Annotated in this window: 20 protein-coding genes and 1 tRNA gene; 13 read left to right on the plus strand and 8 right to left on the minus strand. The window is 60.8% G+C overall.

What is annotated here, in order from left to right; all coding sequences use genetic code 11:
* The first annotated feature begins 76 nt into the window (after positions 1–76).
* On the plus strand, positions 77–538 hold the full coding sequence (locus GJR99_RS05815) for a hypothetical protein (RefSeq protein WP_151110180.1): 462 nt from the start codon (positions 77–79) through the stop codon (positions 536–538).
* A gap of 341 nt (positions 539–879) precedes the next feature.
* Complete coding sequence (locus GJR99_RS05820) at positions 880–1,278, plus strand: hypothetical protein (RefSeq protein WP_151110182.1); 399 nt, start codon at positions 880–882, stop codon at positions 1,276–1,278.
* A gap of 232 nt (positions 1,279–1,510) precedes the next feature.
* Here GJR99_RS05820 and GJR99_RS05825 read toward each other — a convergent pair whose 3' ends face one another.
* The 4 genes from GJR99_RS05825 to GJR99_RS05840 form a co-directional block, all read right to left on the minus strand.
* A complete protein-coding gene (locus tag GJR99_RS05825) occupies positions 1,511–1,810 on the minus strand; it encodes a hypothetical protein (protein ID WP_151110184.1) in 300 nt (99 codons plus the stop codon).
* A 489-nt stretch (positions 1,811–2,299) separates the two neighbouring features.
* Positions 2,300–2,374, minus strand: a tRNA-Met gene (locus tag GJR99_RS05830).
* Positions 2,375–2,434: 60 nt separating this feature from the next.
* Positions 2,435–2,902, minus strand: a complete 468-nt coding sequence (locus tag GJR99_RS05835) for a GtrA family protein (protein WP_151110186.1) — start codon at positions 2,900–2,902, stop codon at positions 2,435–2,437.
* The gene (locus tag GJR99_RS05840; RefSeq protein WP_151110188.1) at positions 2,895–3,680 is read right to left on the minus strand and encodes a glycosyltransferase; all 786 of its coding nucleotides are present in this window, start codon (positions 3,678–3,680) and stop codon (positions 2,895–2,897) included. The genes GJR99_RS05835 and GJR99_RS05840 overlap by 8 nt, the downstream gene beginning before the upstream one ends.
* A gap of 96 nt (positions 3,681–3,776) precedes the next feature.
* Here GJR99_RS05840 and GJR99_RS05845 point away from each other — a divergent pair, with 96 nt between their 5' ends.
* Positions 3,777–6,122, plus strand: a complete 2,346-nt coding sequence (locus GJR99_RS05845) for a DUF2298 domain-containing protein (protein ID WP_151110190.1) — start codon at positions 3,777–3,779, stop codon at positions 6,120–6,122.
* Here GJR99_RS05845 and GJR99_RS05850 read toward each other — a convergent pair.
* Positions 6,119–6,382 carry an HAH_0734 family protein gene (locus GJR99_RS05850; RefSeq protein WP_151110192.1) on the minus strand — a complete coding sequence of 88 codons (264 nt, stop codon included), beginning with the start codon at positions 6,380–6,382 and terminating at the stop codon, positions 6,119–6,121. The genes GJR99_RS05845 and GJR99_RS05850 overlap by 4 nt on opposite strands.
* 270 nt (positions 6,383–6,652) lie before the next feature.
* Between GJR99_RS05850 and GJR99_RS05855 the strand changes: the two genes are divergently transcribed.
* From GJR99_RS05855 to GJR99_RS05875, 5 genes are all read left to right on the plus strand, one after another.
* The gene (locus GJR99_RS05855; RefSeq protein ID WP_058572609.1) at positions 6,653–6,934 is read left to right on the plus strand and encodes a 50S ribosomal protein L44e; all 282 of its coding nucleotides are present in this window, start codon (positions 6,653–6,655) and stop codon (positions 6,932–6,934) included.
* A 4-nt stretch (positions 6,935–6,938) separates the two neighbouring features.
* A complete protein-coding gene (locus GJR99_RS05860; RefSeq protein ID WP_151110194.1) occupies positions 6,939–7,133 on the plus strand; it encodes a 30S ribosomal protein S27e in 195 nt (64 codons plus the stop codon).
* A gap of 18 nt (positions 7,134–7,151) precedes the next feature.
* Positions 7,152–7,952: a translation initiation factor IF-2 subunit alpha gene (locus tag GJR99_RS05865; protein ID WP_151110196.1), complete on the plus strand. Its 801-nt coding sequence runs from the start codon at positions 7,152–7,154 to the stop codon at positions 7,950–7,952.
* Positions 7,952–8,137: an RNA-protein complex protein Nop10 gene (locus GJR99_RS05870; RefSeq protein WP_151110204.1), complete on the plus strand. Its 186-nt coding sequence runs from the start codon at positions 7,952–7,954 to the stop codon at positions 8,135–8,137. The genes GJR99_RS05865 and GJR99_RS05870 overlap by 1 nt, the downstream gene beginning before the upstream one ends.
* A 109-nt stretch (positions 8,138–8,246) precedes the next feature.
* Entirely contained in the window at positions 8,247–9,014 is a 768-nt protein-coding gene (locus GJR99_RS05875; protein ID WP_151113876.1) for a proteasome assembly chaperone family protein, read from the plus strand.
* Between the two features lie 42 nt (positions 9,015–9,056).
* Here GJR99_RS05875 and GJR99_RS05880 read toward each other — a convergent pair whose 3' ends face one another.
* Both GJR99_RS05880 and GJR99_RS17400 read right to left on the minus strand, forming a co-directional pair.
* Positions 9,057–9,956 (minus strand): PhzF family phenazine biosynthesis protein, encoded by a 900-nt coding sequence (locus GJR99_RS05880; protein WP_151110207.1) that lies wholly within the window; start codon positions 9,954–9,956, stop codon positions 9,057–9,059.
* Positions 9,957–10,056: 100 nt separating this feature from the next.
* Positions 10,057–10,227, minus strand: a complete 171-nt coding sequence (locus tag GJR99_RS17400; RefSeq protein WP_191967076.1) for a DUF7563 family protein — start codon at positions 10,225–10,227, stop codon at positions 10,057–10,059.
* 211 nt (positions 10,228–10,438) lie between these two features.
* On the opposite strand from GJR99_RS17400, the gene GJR99_RS05885 reads away from it, so the two are divergent.
* Together GJR99_RS05885 and GJR99_RS05890 are read left to right on the plus strand one after the other, a co-directional pair.
* A complete protein-coding gene (locus tag GJR99_RS05885) occupies positions 10,439–11,152 on the plus strand; it encodes a phosphoribosyltransferase (protein ID WP_151110209.1) in 714 nt (237 codons plus the stop codon).
* A gap of 117 nt (positions 11,153–11,269) precedes the next feature.
* A complete protein-coding gene (locus GJR99_RS05890; RefSeq protein WP_151110211.1) occupies positions 11,270–12,250 on the plus strand; it encodes an AEC family transporter in 981 nt (326 codons plus the stop codon).
* An 86-nt stretch (positions 12,251–12,336) separates the two neighbouring features.
* On the opposite strand, the gene GJR99_RS05895 is transcribed toward GJR99_RS05890, so the two are convergent.
* Entirely contained in the window at positions 12,337–13,941 is a 1,605-nt protein-coding gene (locus tag GJR99_RS05895) for a Na+/H+ antiporter NhaC family protein (RefSeq protein ID WP_151110213.1), read from the minus strand.
* Positions 13,942–14,239: 298 nt separating this feature from the next.
* Here GJR99_RS05895 and mtnP point away from each other — a divergent pair, with 298 nt between their 5' ends.
* The 3 genes from mtnP to GJR99_RS17405 all read left to right on the plus strand — a co-directional run bounded on the left by mtnP (position 14,240) and on the right by GJR99_RS17405 (position 16,264).
* On the plus strand, positions 14,240–15,100 hold the full coding sequence (gene mtnP / locus GJR99_RS05900; RefSeq protein ID WP_151110215.1) for an S-methyl-5'-thioadenosine phosphorylase: 861 nt from the start codon (positions 14,240–14,242) through the stop codon (positions 15,098–15,100).
* Positions 15,101–15,265: 165 nt separating this feature from the next.
* On the plus strand, positions 15,266–15,640 hold the full coding sequence (locus GJR99_RS05905; protein ID WP_191967077.1) for a CBS domain-containing protein: 375 nt from the start codon (positions 15,266–15,268) through the stop codon (positions 15,638–15,640).
* A 78-nt stretch (positions 15,641–15,718) separates the two neighbouring features.
* Entirely contained in the window at positions 15,719–16,264 is a 546-nt protein-coding gene (locus GJR99_RS17405; RefSeq protein ID WP_191967078.1) for a DUF5518 domain-containing protein, read from the plus strand.
* Positions 16,265–16,290: the final 26 nt, after the last annotated feature.

The raw sequence follows: 16,290 nt of genomic DNA on the forward strand, positions 1-16,290 counted from the left end.
GAAACGATGCGTTATTGGACAAATCATCGTTTGAACCACCAGTAGTACCTTACAAGCCTGTGTCATACAGAGGCTTATGAATCGTCGTACCCTCCTCGGTGGACTGGGTGGGTTGCTCGCCACGGCGGGGTGTATCGGTCAACTCACTCCCGAGTCTGCTGCGATTGAAAGCAAAGAATTGGCCGCATACGACCCCGAAGACGCTTTCTTCGATGAAACACCCGGTGTGCGTGACCCCCCGAAAATCGCCTTTGTGGAAACCGAGTCACAAGTCCGCGTCACCGGAAAACTGTACGTCGGCTCAAGTAACTGTAATAAGGCGGCGTTCAAAAAAGTCAGCTACAACGAAAAAACGGACACACTCCGTCTAACAGTCGGTAGTGGCGAGAAAGAGAATTCTGGGAACTTCTGTACCGGAGACGAGAGTGTTGACGCCTATCGCGCCATCATCACCTTCAGAAATCAATTGCCCCAGACCGTCGTCGCCACCGAGGAAGACGGAGGCACTAAAACCAGCGCACATCCCAGCGGCCAATAGCATATTAGAGTGCCAACTCTGGTCTCACATCCGCTGACACTGAATGAACTGGGTAGCCTGATTCTGTCGTTCCTCCATGCTGCATATGCGCCGTATTCCTAACATCGAGACCGGAGGGGTGAGTGACCGACTCGCGCCCTGTATTCAGCACGCCCACAGAAACGTCCCCGGATGCTGTCAGAATTGGCGTGTTGAATCTAGAGGGTGAGTTCAGCAGCAGATTACGTTGATTCAGGATTATTTGATCGAACCTGCCGTGGGTAAACCAACTAGTTGCCCTGCTCGGCGACAAAGCAAATATGACGAAACTGTTTCCACATCGGCATAATTACTACTCAAATATGCGCGCCCTCCACCAGCTTCGTCCCTTGCTTTCGGTTTTTGTGTACTTCGTGGCGGCCACTCTCGGAACCGGCGTTCTGGTAGTGAATCCTGTTCGTACTCTACTAGTCGTACCACTCCTGACTGTTGTCGTACTTCTCGGTCACGCTGTGAAGACCACCCATCTGGTTCAGTTCGGACACGCGACGCTATGGCTGTGGGGTACTATCCTCACTCTCATCATTTGCGGGCTCACGGTTGAAAGATTCGTGATTCATCAAAACACTCCAGCGCTAGTTGAAATACCAGTGGTTCGGTTCTTCGGGACATTAGGGCTCATCGCTGTTCTCGTCATCGGCTATATGCGTGGCATACAGGGAGCAAGACGAGATGATATTGGGGAGTTGTCCACAGCCTGAAAATTGAACGTCGAACCTTCGGTACACCCTACAGACGCACTCTCTCGGATGAGGAAGATAGCTCCTTTCTCAAGCATCATCTGTTCCAGATACGCGCTATACATGCAGCACGACAGTAGAAACCCCCCAAATGCTGTCAGAAGCGTGGTGACCGACTCAGAGGTGTATGCAGCAGGTTACTTGTGAGAACAGCGCTCTCACAACGCCGGTGGACTCGAAGGCCTTCCATCTATTACGCAGTAATGAGGTCGGGTGCGAAGAAGATGATCACGAGGAGACTCACCAGTACGGTAATCGCCGTCAGTCTCAGGACACCGGCTTCCAGTCGGCGGGGTTTCGGCAGGGACTCGGCAATTCCGGAGAGGGCCATCCCGGCGATCACAAACAGTACAGCGTAGAACGGTGTCGCCCCTTCTACAATGACGTAGTACCCCTGCTGCCCGGCCAGCAGGAGTGCGCCACAGAGGAAGACCAGTCCAAGGGGACGACCAGAGGGCTCGCTGAACAGCGTTTGGTCGATGATGGAGGGCATCGAGCGCGTATTCATCCACGTGGGATAAATATGGACTGTGTTCGCCCGCCTGCTGCAGGGGTTTTCATAGCTGTGCCGAGCGAACGGTGCTGATGGCGCTGACCGACTAGCGCTCTCTATTCAGCATAGCTTCGACAAACTATCATAATTCGTCCATTTCAACAGGTCCTGAGAGACGGATATGACCTCGTGCAACGACACGTCACGTGCTTATCCGCTCACTTCGGCGGGTACCTCACTCGCAACGCTTCGCGCTGCTCGCTGGTTCAAGTCTCCTCGTTGCAACTCTCACAGAATCAAGTCGGAACGACGCGATAAAACGCGCCGCTTGGATGTGTGAGTTCCGGAGAAGTAGCGGGAGGTAGATTTGAACTCAGGTCGCTCCTTACAGTCGCTCCCCAGTTCAAATTACCCCGAGCTATGACACCGACCTCGGTGGGTCACGCCGAGACGAAACTCGGCGTTCAGGAGTCGAGGTCGGCAAAAACATAGCGGGAGGTAGATTTGAACTACCGATCTCCGGGTTATGAGCCCGGCGGAATCTCCTGGCTATCCCATCCCGCTGAATCAACAAAAGCGACGTTTATTGTTAAGGCTTCTGTTTCGCTAGCCGTGTGTCAATTTTCACCGTGAGTCACGGTGACTCGAACTAGCGCCGATACGCCACGTGAACAGACTCTCGGCGACGTAGTTCAGGAACATCGACGCGCCGATTGCGATGGGGAGTGGGATGAGTTGCCAGAGGTCGATACCACCGACTGGAATCGACAGCGGAACCTCTCTGAGGAGGCGGACGACGATGACTTGCACGGCGAGTCCGCCACTCCTGACGAGGTTCGACTTCACGAACCGACGAATCTTCGCCACGAGGTGGTCCGCCCCTGCGTCCGCGAACGTCCAGCGGTCGTTGATGACGAACATGATGACGATGGCGACCTCGGCACCGACGAGTTTGGCCACCTCGCCGACGACACCGAACAAGACGATGAGCAGACTGCTCACGGTCAAGTCGAAGACAGCGCCGACAGCACCCACGGACGCGAACTTCCCGATTCGAGCACCCGACAACAGCGCAGAAAAGCGGTTAGTCATCCGTGACCTCTGGCGAGGAGTCGTCGACGAGGGTCCGTTGGTCGTTGCGGGCGGCGATGAACGAGTGGATTCTATCCTCACGAATCGTCCGCGCTCGGTGACGTGCACGGACGAGGCCACGGCCCATCTTGAGTGTCGTGTCGACTGGTGAGACCGTCGAGTTGGGTTGGTCTTCCCAGACGACCGGTACTTCGGCGATTCGGTGGTCGAAGGCGCCCGAGACGGCGACGAGTTCGATGTCCCACGCGAATCCCGGTTCGTAGAGGTGTGTTCGCACGTCCGCCCACGCCTCGGCGGTGATAGCCTTCGCGCCACACTGGTAGTCGTACAACGGGACTTCGGTGAGGTGTCGCGCCAACCACGCGAATCCGTCGCCGAGATAGCGACGAGCGACCGTCTGGTGAGAGGCGACCGTCGCGTCCGGATGTCGCCGCGACCCGACCGCGAGGTCGGCACCCTGAGAGATTGCATCGACGACGTGAGCCATCGACTCCGCCGGAGTACTCCCGTCGGCGTCGGCGAAGGCGAGAACGTCGGTCTCGAGTGCTTCGAATCCGGCAGTGATGGCGGCGCCCTTTCCGCGGCGGCCATCGACAGCGTTCACCTCAGCAATCGGTGGGAGGGCGTCGAGGGCGTCGAGTGTCTCCGGAAGGGGTGCGTCGAGTTCGACACGGACGACGTCGGGGTCCAGCGCCTCGGCGAGCGCGTGAACGTACGGAACCAGACGGTCGGGGTCGGGCCGATAGGCAGGCACCACCACCCCGACAGACTGCAACATGTACGTCCATTCTGCAAACGGGGTAAAAAGCAAACCGCTCTCGTGCGCACCGGTCATCACAAAACGTATTGCGTCGGCCGAACCTTCCACGGTCAGATGGAGTACGCCCTCGTGGTCCGTTGGCTGGTGATGTTCGCGGCCCTCTGGGCAATCGGTCTTCCCCTCGCTGCCCGGTTGTTCCGCCGCCTCCCCGGCCACGGCGCTGGATTCACACTCCCCGTCTCGCTCGTCGTCGTGACGTTGCCGGTCTACTACGTCGGCCACGTCTGGTTCGGCCCCGCGACGTTGCTGGTCGGTCTCGTCGCCCTCGTCGTCGCCTCTGCGGCGAGTGGTCTCGACGTGTCGGCCCTCCGCAGTGGCGAGTTACGTCTCGCACCCGACCTCGACATCGACCGGCGAGCAGTCGCGGAGGCAGCAGCAGTCTTCGCCGTCGCGTTCCTCTTCGCCGTCGGACTCCGCGCTCTCGACCCGGCAGTCCACGCTGGTGGCGGCGAGAAGTTCCTCGACTTCGGCCTCCTCCAATCGCTCGCTCGGGCGTCGGTGCTCCCCCCCGAAGACATGTGGTTCGCCGGGGAACCCGTTCGCTACTACTACGGCGGCCACCTCGTGTCGATTCTCTTGGCGTGGTCGACGGGGACCGAACCCGAGTTCGCGTACAACCTCGCGCTAGCCGGGTTCTTCGGCTTTCTCGTGACGGCGGCGTTCGAACTGGGTCGCGGCATCTCGCGTGCGACAGGAGCAAGTGGGCGACTCGGCGGTGTCCTCGCCGTGTTCTTCGTCGGGTTCGCGAGCAACCTCGTCACTGCGGGACGGTTCGTCCTCCTCGCGCTCCCCGAGGGAGTCCAACGGCCAATCGCGCAGGCCGTCGCGGAACGCTCTCGGTACAGTGTTTCACAGATTCTCGCCAGCGCTTCCGACTTTTCGTACTGGGACGCGAGTCGAGTCATTCCGGGCACTATCAACGAATTTCCGCTGTTCGCGTGGCTCAACGGCGACTTACACGCACACATGATGGGAACGCCGTTTTTGCTCCTCGCGGCGGGCCTGGCGTTCGCCTACTTCCGCACGCCAGAGTCGGCAGTCGGAGAACGCCGGTTGCTCGTCGGCGTCACCGCCCTCGTCGGCGGTCTGCAAATCGTCGTGGACACGTGGAGTTTCCCGTCGGTTTTCGGTGTCTTCTTCCTCGGAATGGTCTTCGCACCGTCGCGCCCATCGACACTCGTTCCCGGCAGTGCGCGACTTCGAACACTCACCGACCGCAACCCAGTGACGCGAGAGGCAACGAGAGTCGTCGGAACCACGACCGTCGTCGGACTCGCAGGTGCGCTCGCCGTCACCCTCGCGATTCCATTCCTCCTCGGAAGCGTCGCTGGCGGCGGGAGTACCCGAACCATCGAGATTCTCTCACCTGACCAACGAACCGGGTTCGGGGCGCTCGTCCTCGTTCACGGCGCGTTCCTCGGCGCGTTCGCACTCCACTACGCCAAACGACTCGGACCACGACGCCTCCTGCCAGTGGTCGCCGGCCTCGCTGCAGTCGTCGTCGTGGCAGTCGTCCACTCCTTTGCGGCGCTCGCACTCGTCGTTCCGTTCGTCCTCGTCGGATGGATTATCCTCAGACTCGCCGACTCTCCTCGCTTCGACACGGTGCTCGTCGTCGCGGGTGCGGGCCTCGTGATGCTCGTCGAACTCGTCTTCGTCAACGAACAGGCCGGGCCAGGGCGGATGAACACCGTGTTCAAGACGTACATGCAGGTGTGGGTGCTCTGGGGCTGTGCGATGGGGCCAGTGCTCGCCGGGTTCGTCCGCGACACGGCAGACGCCGCCGACCTGTCGCTCCCCAACACGGCGTTTTTCGTCCGCAGTGAGGCGATTCGAGCGCTCGGCGTCGTCGTCGTCGTCCTGCTCGTCGCCTCGACCTCGGTGTACGCCGGGCTCGCCGTCGCAGACCACACGCAGACGCCCCGAGAAGAAGTGACACTCGACGCGACGGCCTTCGCAGAGTGGTATCACGCAGACGAATCGACCGCGATTACGTGGCTCGACGAGAACGTCGAAGGCAATCCGACGATGCTCACTGCGCCCGGCACGAAGTGGTCGGCGACAGTCGAGGATAACCGAGAGTACGTCATGTACGCGTGGCGTGGGAATCCCGAATCGAGTCTGACGGGCGTCCCGACGGTCGCAGGGTGGGCACACGAAGTCGGCTATCGCGGCCCCGAAGCGTACTACGACCGGGTGCGTGACGTCGACGCGATGTACGTCGGGAACGAATCGACCCGGACACGCCTCGTCGAGGCCTACGACGTGCAGTACGTCTGGGTCGGCCCCGGCGAACGCGCCCGCTACGGAGAGATAGACACCGACGTCCCGTGGTTGACGCCGGTCCACCGCTCTGGGTCTGTCGTGGTCTACGAGGTAGAAGAAGCGAGACTACCTTAGGCCGCTTGGCCGCTCTTTCGAACGACTTCGATAGCCTCGGCGTCGACGCCCTCGGTTTCGAGCCAGTGAGGGACGAACTCGCGCTTTTCGAACGCCTCGCGCTCGTCTTCGGTGCCGACCGTACACCAGAGCTGGACGCGGTCCGGACCGTGCCAGTCGCCCTGCCGGTCGATGGCGAAGCAGACGTACTCTTCACCGTCGTGTTTGATGACGGCGTCGCGCCGAATTCCGGGGTCGCCGTGGATGATGAGCTTCTTCATGTGCCGGGATTGGCACAGTCACCGCTTAATCGCTTCGGCTTTGGGCGTGGAGTGACGGGCCCACACTGTTTCTTCTCACGCCCGCGTGCGATGTCCTCGTCGAAGGTGGGGTCGAACCACGTCGAAACGCGAGTATCGAACCAGAGGTCTCGGTGCCTGCCCACACGTACCACAGGGGGTGAACTGGGCTTCGAGAGCGGGTTTGGCGGTCGCGGCGAACCAAACGGGTTTTAACGGGCGACACCAAACCCATCCACAAGGTCGATATCTATGCAGATGCCACGCCGTTTCAACACGTATTGCCCTAACTGCAAGGGTCACCACGAGCACGAAGTCGAAAAAGTCCGCAAAGGCCGTCCGACCGGCATGAAGTGGAACGCCCGTCAGACCCGACGCGGCAAGGCCACCATCGGTAACGCCGGTAAGTTCTCCAAGGTTCCCGGTGGAGACAAGCCGACGAAGAAGACGCACCTGAAGTACATCTGCTCTGACTGCGGTAAGGCCCACATGCGCAAGGGCTGGCGAGCAGGCCGTCTCGAGTTCCAGGAGTAAACACATGGCAGGAAATTTCTACAAAGTCGCGTGCAGTGATTGTGAGAACGAACAGATCGTCTTCGGAAAGGCCTCCTCGGTCGTCAACTGTGCCGTCTGTGGCACGACCCTCGCGACCCCGACCGGCGGCAACGCCGAGTTCCACGGCGAAGTCGTCGAGACGGTCGAGCGCCGAGACACCGACGGACTTGAGGCGTAACGTCCTGGAGGACTTCTCATGAAGTACAGCGGATGGCCTGACTCCGGCGAACTCGTCGTCGGGAAGGTAGACGACATCACTGACTTCGGTGTCTTCGTCGACCTCGAAGAGTACGAAGACAAACGTGGGCTTTGCCACATCAGCGAAGTCGCGAGCGGATGGATCAAGAACGTCCGCGACCACGTCCGCGAAGGACAGACCGTCGTCGCCAAAGTGCTCGACGTCAACGAGAGCTCGCAGCAGATAGACCTCTCCATCAAGGACGTCAACGAGCACCAGCGCAAAGAGAAAATCCAGGAGTGGAAGAACGAGCAGAAGGCGGACAAGTGGATGGCCATCGCCTTCGGCGAGGACATCGACGACGAACAGTACGGCGCTATCGCCAACGCCCTGCTCGCCGAGTTCGACTCACTCTACGACGGGTTCGAACAGGCCGCAATCCACGGCACTGAAGCACTCGCCGACGTCGAGTTGGACGACGACGAACTCGACGCCATCGTCGATACCGCACGCCAGAACGTCTCGGTGCCGTACGTCAACGTCACCGGCTACGTCGACCTGCGCTCACCCGCGGGCAACGGCGTCGACGACGTCAAGGAGGCCCTCAAGGCCGCCGAAGGCGACGGTGAAGTCAGCGACGAGATCGAACTGACGGTCACGTACGTCGGTGCGCCCGAATACCGCATCAAGGTGAAGGCACCCGACTACAAGACCGCCGAATCGGAACTCGACGCGAGCGTCGCTCGCGCCCGCGAAGCCATCGAAGCGGCCGGTGGAACCGCAGAGTACCACCGCGAACGCAGCGGCGACGACGAGTAATGAAATCTGACATCCGGGTGTGTGGTGTGTGGCGCGACCGTCACGAACGCCCGGTGTACACACTCTCTTCTTCGTGTCCTGAGTGCGGCGCACCCACAGAGAACAGCGCGCCCGCTCCGTTCAACCCCGAAGACCCGTACGGTGAGTACCGCCGTGCGCGGAAGCGCCGGGTCGCCGACGAGTAGCTGGCCGTCGACGAGTCGTCGTCGTGAGGTCGACGCCGGCCGCCTACCCGTCTGGGATTCGGATTCGGCTACCGACGCCCTCTTTACCGGTGCGTTCGGCACTACGTGCATGGACGACATCGAAGTCGAGGCTGTCGCAGAGGCTGACCTCACCGACCCCGTCTTCATCGAGGGACTGCCGGGCGTCGGAAACGTTGGAAAACTCGCCGTCGAGCACCTGCTCGAAGAGTTCGAGGAAGCCACGTTGGTTCGTCGCATCTACGCCGACGTGTTCCCACCGCAGGTGAGTCTCGACGACGGCGTCGCTGAGTTGACGCACGCCGAAGTTCACGCCGTCGAGACACCGGGCGACGGGCCAGACCTCCTGTTGCTCACCGGTGACCACCAGGCACAGTCGAACGAGGGACACTACCACCTCACCGACGCCTTCCTCGACGTCGCCGAGGAGTTCGGTGCCGAGCGACTGTTCGCACTGGGCGGCGTCCCGACCGGCGAACTCGTCGACGAACCGTCGGTGCTCGGTGGCGTCACCGACGAGTCGATGCGCGAGACGCTCGAAGACGCAGGCGTCGAGTTCCGTGAAGACGAACCAGCAGGTGGTATCGTCGGCGTCTCCGGACTGCTTCTCGGCCTCGGTGGCCGTCGAGGCTTCGAGGCGGCGTGTCTGATGGGTGAGACCAGCGGCTACCTCGTCGACCCACAGAGCGCACAGGCCGTCATCGAAGTTCTGCAGGACCTCCTCGAGTTCAGCGTCGACTTCGAAGCACTCGAAGACCGGGCAGAGGAGATGAAAGAAGTCGCCGCGAAGATTCAGGAGATGCAGCAGCAACAACAACAGAACCTCCCGAGCGACGACGACCTGCGGTACATCGGATAACCGAGCCGTCGATTTTTACCGTCGGGCGCCGGCACGCGGGGGTCAGGCCTCGATAATGTCGTCGTCTTCGAACTCGGGGACGGCGAGTGTTCCATCGAGCGACTGCACCGCCCGCCCGCCGACTCGAATCTGTTCGTCGACTGTGACGCGGACGAGACTCGGTCGGTCCACGAAGTGCCCCTGTTCGAACCGAAGTTCGTCGGGGACGGAGTCGAACGCGCCCGTCTGTCTGAGGTACGCACCGCAGGCACCACTCGCGGTGCCAGTCGCTGGGTCTTCGGTGATACCGACACCGGGAGCGAAACAGCGGGCGTGGAGCGTCGAGTCGCGGTCGATGGCGTCGAACGTGAACGCGTAGATGCCCGCGGCGTCGTGTTCTGATGCGAACTCGGCGATACCGTCGACGTCGGGAGCGGCCGCAGAGAGATGTTCGAGGAAGTTCACCGGCACGAGGACGAACGGAACTCCCGTCGACGCGAGGGCTATCGGGAGGTCTGCGCCGACGTCTTGGAGTGCGGCGACGTCGATTCCGAGGAGTTCTGCGACCCGTTCGTACTCGACGTCGAGCGGTCGAACCGTCGGTGCGTCCTGTGTCATCCACACCTCTCCGAGTTCTCCGATTTCGATATCGAGCGTTCCGACGTTCGTCTCGAGCGTGTGGCTTCCCGGTTCGATAGCCTGGTCGGCCGCGAGGTGGGCGTGGGCCGCAATCGTCGCGTGGCCACAGAGGTCGACTTCCTGTGTCGGCGTGAAATAGCGGATTCTGCGGTCGGCGCTGGCGGACGAGCAGACGAAGGCCGTCTCACTCGCGCCGAGTTCGGCCGCGATAGCGCGCATCTGCTCCGCGTCGAGGCCGTCGGCGTCGGGGACGACACCGGCGGCGTTGCCTGACAACGGTTCGGTCGTGAATGCATCGACGAGGAGGGCGCGTCGGCGGTCCATGAGAGTGCGCACTGTCTGGGGCTGTATCAAACCCGTGGGTCGGACGTCGTGACAACCGTACGAAGGAGAGCGAGATAAGAAAGCGGGTCAGGCGGCCGACTCACGCACGAGTCCAGCGGACGCGACTTTCTCGGGTTGCAGCGCCGTTGCCCTGCATCACTTCTCGCATGTTCATACAGGCGGGACAGCCGACGACCTCGTCCATGTCGTTGCCGAAGACGCGGACGAAGTCACGGGACACGAACTCACCACAGTTACCACACGTGTGCATACGTTTTTCACCTACGAACTCGGGTACTCGCTAATCCCACATAACTATGCACATTGTTAACATGGGTTATAGAGTGGCTGAATCCGTCTTCGGCCGTTTAATGGCATCTTAATGGGATTTTTCCGTATGTTGTGACTGTCCCACATGGTCGAGACGAGTCGTACAGATTAAAGGGAGTCAGGCCCCCCAATACGGACGGTGAACCGAAGTTATGGGCGATCTCCCCGACGAATTTAAGTGCACCATCACAAACTGGGAGTACATCTACGGACTCTGTCGAGACGTCTCGGACGACGTCAAATCGTCAGAGTTCGAACCCGAAGTCATCGTCGCGCTGGCACGCGGCGGTTGGTTTGCGGGGCGCTGTATCTGTGACTTCGTCGGTCTCGACGACCTGACGAGTCTCAAGATGGAGCACTACGTCGGTACTGCTCAGAAGTCGAACGAACCGGAAGTACGCTACCCCATGCCAGAGGGGAGCGTCGAAGGCAAAGACGTACTCATCATCGACGACATCGCCGACACCGGCGGGTCGATCGAGCGGGCCTACGAGTACGTGACCGACCGAAACGCAGGTGAAGTCCGCACGGCGACGCTCCAACTCCTCCAGACGAGCGAGTTCGAACCCGACTACGTCGGCGAGCGTCTCGAAGAGTGGGCGTGGGTCGTCTACCCGTGGAACTTCATCGAAGACATGATAGACCTCATCTCTGGTGTCATGTCGAAGGCCGACGAAGAGACCTTCGAGTTGGACGACATCCGTCACTACCTCTCTGAATTCCACGACGTAGACCGTATCGAGATGGAGATTGCCCAACCCGACCGGATGCAGGAAGTCATCGCCGAGATGGAACGGCGCGACGTCGTCGAGTCCGCCGGCAACGGTGCGTGGCGCCTCCTCGACGACGACGGCCTCGGTGCCTAAGCGCCCCGACGACGTCTCGATTCGACACGACGTTTCAGGGAGCGCCTCGAGTCTCTACGGGACTCTTTTGGAGACGGAAGCGAAACGTTGGAGAGTGTAACATCCGTCGCCACGCATATGTCGCTTCTCTCTATCTTCGTCACGGCACTCTTGCCCATCCTCGCCATCGGCGCGGTGGGGTTCGTCTTGGGGCGCACCCGTGACGTAGACCCAGACCCACTCAACACCGTCACGGTGTACGTGCTCGCGCCAGCACTCGTGTTCTACAGTCTCGCGACGACAGAACTCGCCGGGGCGACACTGGCGACCATCACCGCCGGTGTCGTCGTCTACCACGTCGTGATGATTCTCGTCGCCGGGGGAATCGCTCGACTCGCCGGCATCTCTGAACCACTGTTAGGCGCACTCGTTCTCGTTTCAGCCTTTCCTAACTCTGGAAACTACGGTATCCCCGTCAGTTCGTTCGCCTTCGGTGACACCGGGCGTTCGACAGCAGTCGTCTATCTCGCGGTACAGGGTGTGCTCATCTACACCCTGGGCGTCTACATCGCTAGTCGAGGTGCAACCGGGACGTCCGAAGGAGACGACGACCCTCCGGCGTGGCGCGTGGGCATCGCCCGTGTCCTCAAGATTCCCCTCGTCTACGCCGTCGTGGCCGCACTCGCTGCACGGTGGCTCGGTGTCGTCCCACCGACCACGATTCCCGCCATGCAGACGCTGAAACTCGTCGGGGACTCCTCGATTCCGGTCATGCTCCTCATCCTCGGTATCCAACTCGCCGGTGCGGACCTCGGGTCGACGCTTCGAGAAGTCGGTCTCGTCGCGGTGTTGAAGATGGCCGTCGCGCCCGCCGTCGCCGTGGGAATCGTCCTCGTCACCGGCTTCGGCGACCCAGTCGTCGCCCGGACGTTCGTCCTCGAATCTGCGATGCCCGCCGCGGTGACGCCGCTCATCCTCGTCGGTGAGTTCGGTGACACGGCCGGGTCGACCGTCCCAGTGGCCGAGTTCGTCTCTGCGGCCGTCTTCGCGACGACGCTGCTCAGCGTCCCGATACTCTCGATTCTCATCTTCCTTCTCGACGCAGGCGTCGTCGTCTAAGCACAGAGTCGGTACAGAGACCGTCCCTCGTCCCTCTCGAGTGTGCGAGTGGTCTGTGACTACGGAAAAAGTGGGGTGATGCGGTGTTAGTCGTCGCTGCTCACGTTTCTCGTGGACGCGTTCGACGAGGTCGGTTTCGCCGAGAGGTCTTTACGCCGAGCGTCCAGTTCGGAAAAGCCGTAGACCAGGCCGACGAGCGTGAGAATCCCGACCGGAAGCAACACGAGTGGACTGACGTTCGTTGCACCGTACAGTAAGTAGACCACGATGGTTGCGAGGAGGACGGTGAACGCGTAGTACATCTGTGTCCGAACGTGGTCGATGTGGTCCGCCCCTGCGAACGTCGACGCGAGGACGGTCGTGTCCGAAATCGGCGAACAGTTGTCACCGAAGATGGCACCGCTGAACATGGCACCGATAGCGACGGCGATGAAGCTCGGGTCGTTGCCACCAATCGTCCACGCCAATGGGATGACGATGGGCGTCATGATGGACATCGTCCCCCACGACGTCCCGATCGCGAAGGAGATGAACGCCGAGGTGACGAAGACGACGACAGGAACCATCGTGGGCGAGACGACACCCGTCGCGTACTGCGTGACGTACGCCCCGGTCCCCAACGCACTCGCGACGGCACCGATAGACCACGCCAACACCAGGATACTGACCGCCGGGAGCATCGTCCCGAATCCGTCGAGAATCGTCTCCATCGCCTGGCCGAGCGACATGATGTCCTCACTCACCCCGACGACGACGGCCATCGTGACCATCGCGAACGACCCCCAGACGAGCGCTGTCGCGACGTCGGTGCTGCTGACCATCTCGACGAGTGTCCGGTCAGGTGCGTAGCCCATCGTCACCGCCCCACCGATGACCACGGAGACGAGCGCGACGACCGGGAGGAAGAACACTCGAAGTGGGGCAGTATCAGAGAGCGGTTCACCTAGTTCGTCCTTGATGTTCTGGAGCGGTTGGGCGTCCTCACGGATGACGTTCCCCGTCCGCTGGGCGCGTGCCTCGGCGTCGAGCATCTCGCCGAAGTCCCGTTGCGTGACGACGATGATACCGACCATCGCCACCGCGAGAATCGCGTACACGTTGAACGGGATGCTCTGGATGAACGTCGCGGCAGCAGAAGGCGTCTCCGCCTGGATACCGAGTTCTTCGTACTGGTTGGCGATAAGGCCGATTTCGAAGGCGACCCAACTCGAGATGCCGATAGTCGCGACCGGTGCGGCGGTCGAGTCGAGCAGATACGCCAACTTCTCGCGCGACATCTTCAACTCGTCGGCGAGGTTCTTCATCGAACTCCCGACGATAGCGTTGTTCGCGTAGTCGTCGAAGTTCCACAGGATGCCGAGTAACCACGTCGCGATACCGATCTTCCTGTGTGAGTCGATTCGTTTCGTCGCGAAGTTGGTGATAGCGACAGCACCCCCTAACCGCCAGATGAGTGCGATTCCGGCCCCAATCTGGAGCGTGAATACCAGAATCTTCGCGTTGAACGTACTTCCACCGATGGAAGAGACGATCCAGTCGTACAACTGTGCGACACCGGTACCACCAGTGTAGATGACTCCACCGACCCAGACGCCGAGGAAGAGTGACAACATCGCCCTGCGGGTTGCAACCGCCAGCACGATCGCCAACAGTGGTGGTACGAGCGACAGTACGCCGAATTCTGACGCCATGCTAATTGGTTACATAGAACATTCATTATATATCTTATTGATTTTTCCCTGTCAGGATTTGTGGGGTTGACCGGTCAACACTGCTGGTCACCGGCAGTACGTCTGGTCACCGGCAGTACGTCTGGTCACCGGCAGTACGCCACGAGTACGTGTCTGCGGCCGTCTTCGTGACGACGCTTCTCTCGTCCCAGTGGACTCAATTCTCATCTTCCTCCTCGACGCAGGCGTCGTCTAGTCACAGAGTCGCCGAGAGACGGCGATTCGCCACGATTTTGTGCGTCCTCTCCGACTTTCGAGTATGAAAATCGGATTTATCGGCGGCAGCGGTATCTACGAAGCACTCCCCCTCGCAAACACCCGTGAGGAACCGGTCGACACACCGTTCGGTGAACCCTCGACGACGCCAATCGTCGGCGAGTTCGGCGACACCGGGCGCGAAGTCGTCTTCCTGCCGCGACACGGCCCCGACCACCAGCACTCGCCGACGACGCTCCCGTACCGTGCGAACATCTTCGCGCTCAAGAAACTGGGCGTCACCCACATCCTCGCCAGCAACGCCGTCGGCAGTCTGAAAGAAGACCTGCCACCGCAGACGCTGGTCGTCCCGGACCAGATTTACGACCGCACGAAACACCGCCCACTGACGTTCTTCGACGAAGGGATGGTCGTCCACCAGCCGTTCGCGATGCCGTACGACGAAGAACTCGTCTCTATTCTCGCCGAAGCGGCCGAAGAAGCGACCGACGCGAAAGTCCAAGAGGGCGGCACCTACGTCTGCATCGAAGGCCCGTCGTACTCGACGAAGGCCGAGAGCGAACACTACCGCGCACAGGGGTGGGACATCGTCGGCATGACCACCATCCCCGAGGCGAAACTCGCACGTGAGGCCGAGATCGCCTACGCGACCATCACCGGCGTCACCGACTACGACGTGTGGAAAGAAGACAGCGAAGTCACCCTCGACGAGGTGCTGAAGAACGCCGCCGCCAACGAGGAGTACATCAAAGAGACCGTCGAGGCCGCCATCCGAAAGATTCCCGACGGCCACGAGACGGACAGTCACTCCGCCCTCGAAGGCACCATCAACACGCCCGACGAAGCCATCCCCGCCGAGACGAAAGAGAAACTCGAACCGCTCATCGGAACGTACGTCGAGTGAGCGACCGCCCGTCTCGAATTCGGACGACTCGAGTGTACTCACCAGAGGGCGAATCGCCTTCGACGTATCTCTGAGCAGAGCGCGACAGAGACCGTACACCAGCTGTTTGCCAGATATCGGGTTTCGAGTAAACTTTCATAACCCTTCAACTCCGTTCTGTACGTCATGAGTTCTACAGACAGAGTGAAAGTCAAAGACGTCATGTCCTCCCCGCTCGAGACGATCGCGAAAGATGCCACCGTGATGGAAGCCGCACAGCAGATGCGCGAAAAAGACATCAGCGCCCTGGTCGTCCGGACCACTCCCCGTGCAATCGTCAGCAGTACAGACGTACTCGACGCCGTCGCCGACGGCAAAGACGTCTCGAAGTTATCGGTGACAGACGTGATGACCAGGGACGTCGAAACTGCCACTCCTGACCTCTACATGGAGGAAGTCGCGGCGATGATGACCACCTACGGAATCAAACATCTCCCAGTCGTCGACGACGACTACGTCGGGATGATTTCCTCGACGGACGTCACGGCTCACCTGTCGTAAACACGTCGTACCCACCACAGTCGGCCGATAGAGCCGCGCCACTCGTAGCTATTTGAATTCTCGAAGCCTACTACTAGCATGTCTGCAGAGTCACCCACCCAACTCACGCCGGAACCGACGGAACTCCCCACTCGTGGCGAGAACTTCTACCTCCACGCGCTATTGGGCGCTGTGGTCACCTTCTTCACGGCCATCATCCCGTTTTCACCCGTCATCGGCGGGGCCGTTGCGGGCTATCTCCACGCCGAGGGAACAGACCGCGGGATACGGGTCGGAGCGGTGTCCGGTCTCATGGCGTCGCTCCCACTGGTTGCGATATTCCTCCTCCTGTTTACGGTCATGTCTATCGGGTCGCTCGTGACCGGTGAAGTCGCCGGCCCCGTGTTCGTCATCGCTATCGTCGGCATCACCTTCGTCCTGGGCGCGTTGTACACCGTCGGCCTCAGTGCGGCCGGTGGCTACCTCGGCGCATCGTACGCCGAATCGAAGGCCGAGAAACTGGCCGCAGAAGCCACGCACGCGACCCACGAGGACGAGCAATCCATCGAAACTGAACCTCTCGATAGCGACGAATCGATACCCAGCGACGACGAATCCACGGCCACTTCCGACGAGGAGAATTAGACTCCTCGGGGATATCGCCACGCGAC

Source organism: Haloferax marinum, assembly GCF_009674625.1.
Taxonomy (GTDB): Archaea; Halobacteriota; Halobacteria; order Halobacteriales; family Haloferacaceae; genus Haloferax; species Haloferax marinum.